This is a genomic window from Massilia sp. Root335 (assembly GCF_001425685.1).
In the GTDB taxonomy this organism is placed as follows: Bacteria; Pseudomonadota; Gammaproteobacteria; order Burkholderiales; family Burkholderiaceae_D; genus Telluria; species Telluria luteola.
This window is the reverse complement of sequence record NZ_LMCY01000003.1, coordinates 396,606-400,608: the sequence shown is the minus strand read 5'-3', so window position 1 is coordinate 400,608 and position 4,003 is coordinate 396,606. Positions and strand designations below refer to the sequence as shown.

At 66.5% G+C, this 4,003-nt stretch carries 3 protein-coding genes and 1 pseudogene; 3 read left to right on the top strand and 1 reads right to left on the bottom strand.

What is annotated here, in order from left to right:
* The first annotated feature begins 133 nt into the window (after positions 1 to 133).
* The 3 genes from earP (at position 134) to ASC93_RS02145 (ending at position 3,623) form a co-directional block, all read left to right on the top strand.
* Complete coding sequence (gene earP / locus ASC93_RS02155; protein WP_056436211.1) at positions 134 to 1,294, top strand: elongation factor P maturation arginine rhamnosyltransferase EarP; 1,161 nt, start codon at positions 134 to 136, stop codon at positions 1,292 to 1,294.
* Positions 1,295 to 1,361: 67 nt separating this feature from the next.
* Complete coding sequence (locus ASC93_RS02150; protein WP_056436208.1) at positions 1,362 to 1,937, top strand: elongation factor P; 576 nt, start codon at positions 1,362 to 1,364, stop codon at positions 1,935 to 1,937.
* 102 nt (positions 1,938 to 2,039) lie between these two features.
* Positions 2,040 to 3,623 (top strand): amidase, encoded by a 1,584-nt coding sequence (locus ASC93_RS02145; RefSeq protein WP_056436205.1) that lies wholly within the window; start codon positions 2,040 to 2,042, stop codon positions 3,621 to 3,623.
* Here ASC93_RS02145 and ASC93_RS32700 read toward each other — a convergent pair.
* Positions 3,607 to 4,003 (bottom strand): annotated as a pseudogene (locus tag ASC93_RS32700) (MFS transporter); the annotation flags it as partial. The gene ASC93_RS02145 and the pseudogene ASC93_RS32700 overlap by 17 nt on opposite strands.

Sequence of the window (4,003 nt, the reverse complement as noted above, 5' to 3'; positions counted from 1 at the left end):
GAGGCCTAGGACATCACCCTTTCACGGTGAGTACCGGGGTTCGAATCCCCGTGGGGACGCCAGTCAAAAGCCGGAGCAGACCAACGCGCATGCGCGGACAGGTGCTCCGGTTTTTCTTTTGGGTCCGCTAACCATGCATCTCGATCAACGCTCCACGACACTCGCCATCTTCTGCAAGGTGGTCGACAACTTCGGCGACATCGGCATCTGCTGGCGCCTCGCGCGGCAGCTGCATGGCGAACATGGCATCGCGGTGACCCTGTGGGTCGACGATCTCGCCAGCTTCCGGCGCATCTGGCCGTCCGTCGCCATCGATGCCGATACGCAGATCGTGGACGGCGTGCGCGTCGTCCACTGGCGCGGCCAGGACGACGCGTTCGCGCCGGCCGACGTGGCCGACATCGTGATCGAGTTCTTCGGCGTCGACATCCCGCCGGGCTATATCGCCGCGATGGCGCAGTGCGAGCCGCGTCCCGTGTGGATCAATTACGAAGGCCTCAGCGCCGAGGCGTGGGTCGAAGGTTGCCACACGCTGCCGTCGATGCACCCGCGCCTCAAGCTGACCAAGCATTTCTTCTTTCCCGGATTTACGCCGCAGACGGGCGGCCTGCTGCGCGAGCGCAACCTGCTCGCTGCGCGCGACCGGTTCCAGGCGGACCCGGCGGCGCGCGCCGGTTTCCTCGCGCGGCTCGGCGTCACGGCGGACGAGCAGGCGGCGCCGACGGTCAGCCTGTTCTGTTACCCGCAGGCGCCGCTGGCGGACCTGTTCGCGGTCTGGCGCGACGGCGGACGGCCGCTCACATGCCTCGTGCCGCAGGGCGTCGCGCGCGCGCAGGTGGGCGATTTCCTCGGTGCCGAACCGGTGCCGGGCGCACACGCCACGCGCGGCAGCCTGAGCGTCCGCGTGATCCCGTTCCTGTCGCAGGAAGACTACGATCGCCTGCTGTGGTCATGCGACCTGAACTTCGTCCGGGGCGAGGATTCCTGGGTGCGCGCGCAATGGGCGGGACGACCATTTATTTGGCACATTTATCCGCAAGATGAAAACTTGCATCATGTTAAACTCCGCGCGTTCCTGCACAAGTACGCGGCGAACCTGCCTGGCCTGATCGATTTTTCCCTGCGCTGGAATGGCGTGGAAGAGGATGCGCCGACCGATTGGCCGGCCCTGTGGACGTCCTTGCAAGCCGGATTGCCCGCAATTACCGAACGCAATATCGAATGGCAAACGCTGATGTTGGCGAATGGCGACTTGGTGAGCAATCTGCTGGATTTCGCCCGGTCGCTGCGGTAGGCGACGGGCGAGGAACATGGTATCATGCTTGATTACTGCAACTCATTTTTAGGTTAAAACCCTCCCTATGAAACCCGCAAAAGAAATCCGTGTCGGCAACATCATCATGGTTGATGCCAAGCCTTTCATCGTGCTGCGCTCCGACGTCAATGGCTCGAGCCGCACGGGCTTCACGTACAAGTGGAAGATGAAGAATCTTCTCACCAACGCGCCGCTGGAAAACGTGTTCCGCGGCGACGACAAGTTCGACGTCGTCGTCCTGGACAAGAAGCCGGTGACCTACTCGTACTTCGCCGACCCGCTGTACGTCTTCATGGATGAAGAGTACAACCAGTACGAAATCGAAGAAGAAAACATGGGCGACGCCATCAACTACCTGAAAGACGGTATGGAATGCGAAGCCGTGTTCTACGACGGCAAGGCCATCTCGGTCGAACTGCCGATCACCATCGCACGCCAGATCATCTACACGGAACCGGCCGTCAAGGGCAATACCTCGGGCAACGTCCTGAAGGAAGCCAAGATCGAGAACGCCATCGAAGCCAAGCAGTTCACCATCCAGGTGCCGCTGTTCGTCAACCAGGACGACACGATCGAGATCGATACCCGTACCGCCGAATACAAGCGCGTCGTCCGCAACTAAGCCGACCCGCTCCCGAAAAAAACGCTGTCCGCCGGGCAGCGTTTTTTTTCGTCCGTGCGTCCGGCTCGGCTGTTATGCTGGGGCATTCTCGGGGGAGGTCACATGGATCGCAGGGATTTCGTTCGACTGGGACTGGCGGCCGGCGCCGCGGCCGGCATGCCGACCGCGGCCGGGGGCAAGGACCTCGACGCCGTGCTCGACGCCGACGTGCGCGCGCAGCAGGCGTTGATGGAACGGGGCAAGCTGACGTCGAAGACGCTCGTGCAGCGCTACCTGGCACGCATCGCCGCCCTCGACAAGGCGGGGCCGCGCCTCAACGCCATCATCGAACTGAATCCCGACGCCCTGAACATCGCCGCCGACCTCGACGGCGAGCGCCGCGCGGGCAAGGTGCGCGGGCCGTTGCACGGCATCCCCGTCCTGCTCAAGGACAATATCGCGACGGGCGACAGGATGAGCACGAGCGCCGGCTCGCTCGCGCTGGACGGCGTGCGCGCCACGCGCGACGCGTTCGTCGCGGCACGCCTGCGCGCGGCCGGCGCCGTCATCCTCGGCAAGACCAATCTGTCCGAATGGGCGAACATGCGGTCGACGCATTCCGTCAGCGGCTGGAGCGGACGCGGCGGCCAGACGCGCAATCCGTATGCGCTGGACCGCAACACGAGTGGTTCCAGTTCGGGCGCCGGCGCCGCGATGGCGGCCGGGCTCGCGACGCTCGCGATCGGCACGGAGACGGACGGCTCGATCGTGTCGCCGGCGTCGATCTGCGGCATCGTCGGCATCAAGCCGACCTTGGGACTCGTCAGCCGCAGCGGCATCATTCCCATCGCCCATTCCCAGGACACGGCCGGCCCGATGACGCGCACCGTCGCCGACGCCGCGCTGCTGCTCGCCGCCATCGCCGGCGCCGATCCGGACGATGCTGCGACGCAGACAGGCGAGGACAAGCCGGGCGACTATGCCGCGGCCCTGCGCACCGACGGTCTGCAGGGCAAGCGCCTGGGCGTGGCGCGTAATTTCTTCGGGAACCATCCGGCGGTCGATGCCGTCATTACCGCCGAGCTGGCCGTCCTGCAGGCCCAGGGCGCGACGCTCGTCGACGTGCAACTGCCGAATGCCGACAAATACGGCGACACCGAACTGGAAGTGCTGCTGTCCGAATTCCGGCCCGACCTGGAGGCGTACCTGGCGCGCTACGCGGCGCATGCGCCGATCAGGACGATGGCCGACCTGATCGCCTTCAATGACCGGCACGCCGCGCAGGAATTGCGCCACTTCGGCCAGGAACATTTGATTGCCGCCCAGGCCAGGTCGGGCCTCGACGCCAGGGCCTACCGCGACGCCCTCGCCGACAACCGCCGCTACAGCCGCGCCGAGGGCATCGACCGGATCCTGCGCGAGGAAAAGCTGGATGCGCTCGTCGCGCCGACCGGCGGCACGGCCTGGCTCACCGACTACATCAACGGCGACCACGACGGCCCCGGCTTTTCGTCGCCCGCGGCCGTGGCCGGCTATCCGCACGTGACGGTGCCGGCCGGCCAGGTGCACGGCCTGCCCGTCGGCTTGTCGTTCGTCGGCGGCGCCTGGAGCGAGGCGGCCTTGATCGCGATGGCCTATGCGTACGAGCAGGCCAGCCGGCGCCGCCGTCCGCCCACGTTTCCCGCCTCGGTCAATGTGAAGGCTTGACGCCGTCGCTCCTGACCCAGAGGAAGGCGCAGACGGACGAGGCCAGCGCGCTGGCCGCGCACACGACCATCGCCGCGTGGAACGGCGCCAGCAGCGCGTGGCCCTGCGCCGTCAGCACGACGCCCAGCAGTGCCGTCGCGATGAGCCCGCCGCCGCGCGCGACGGCGCTGTTGAAACCGGACGCGATGCCCGTGTGGCTACCGTCGACGGACGACAGCACGGCCGTCGTCAGCGGCGCCGCCACGCACGCCATGCCGACGGCGATGACGAGGATCGCGGGCAGTACGGTCGCCGCATAATGGCCGGGACCGATGCGCGTGCCCAGCAGGAATCCACCGGCGACGAGCAGCGCGCCGATCGACAGCGGCAGGCGCGACCCG

Bases quoted from the DNA above. Each gene is read 5' to 3' on its own strand.
- ASC93_RS02150 (WP_056436208.1), top strand. From the start codon at position 1,362: ATGAAACCCGCAAAAGAAATCCGTGTCGGCAACATCATCATGGTTGAT.
- ASC93_RS02145 (WP_056436205.1), top strand. From the start codon at position 2,040: ATGGATCGCAGGGATTTCGTTCGACTGGGACTGGCGGCCGGCGCCGCG.
- earP (WP_056436211.1), top strand. From the start codon at position 134: ATGCATCTCGATCAACGCTCCACGACACTCGCCATCTTCTGCAAGGTG.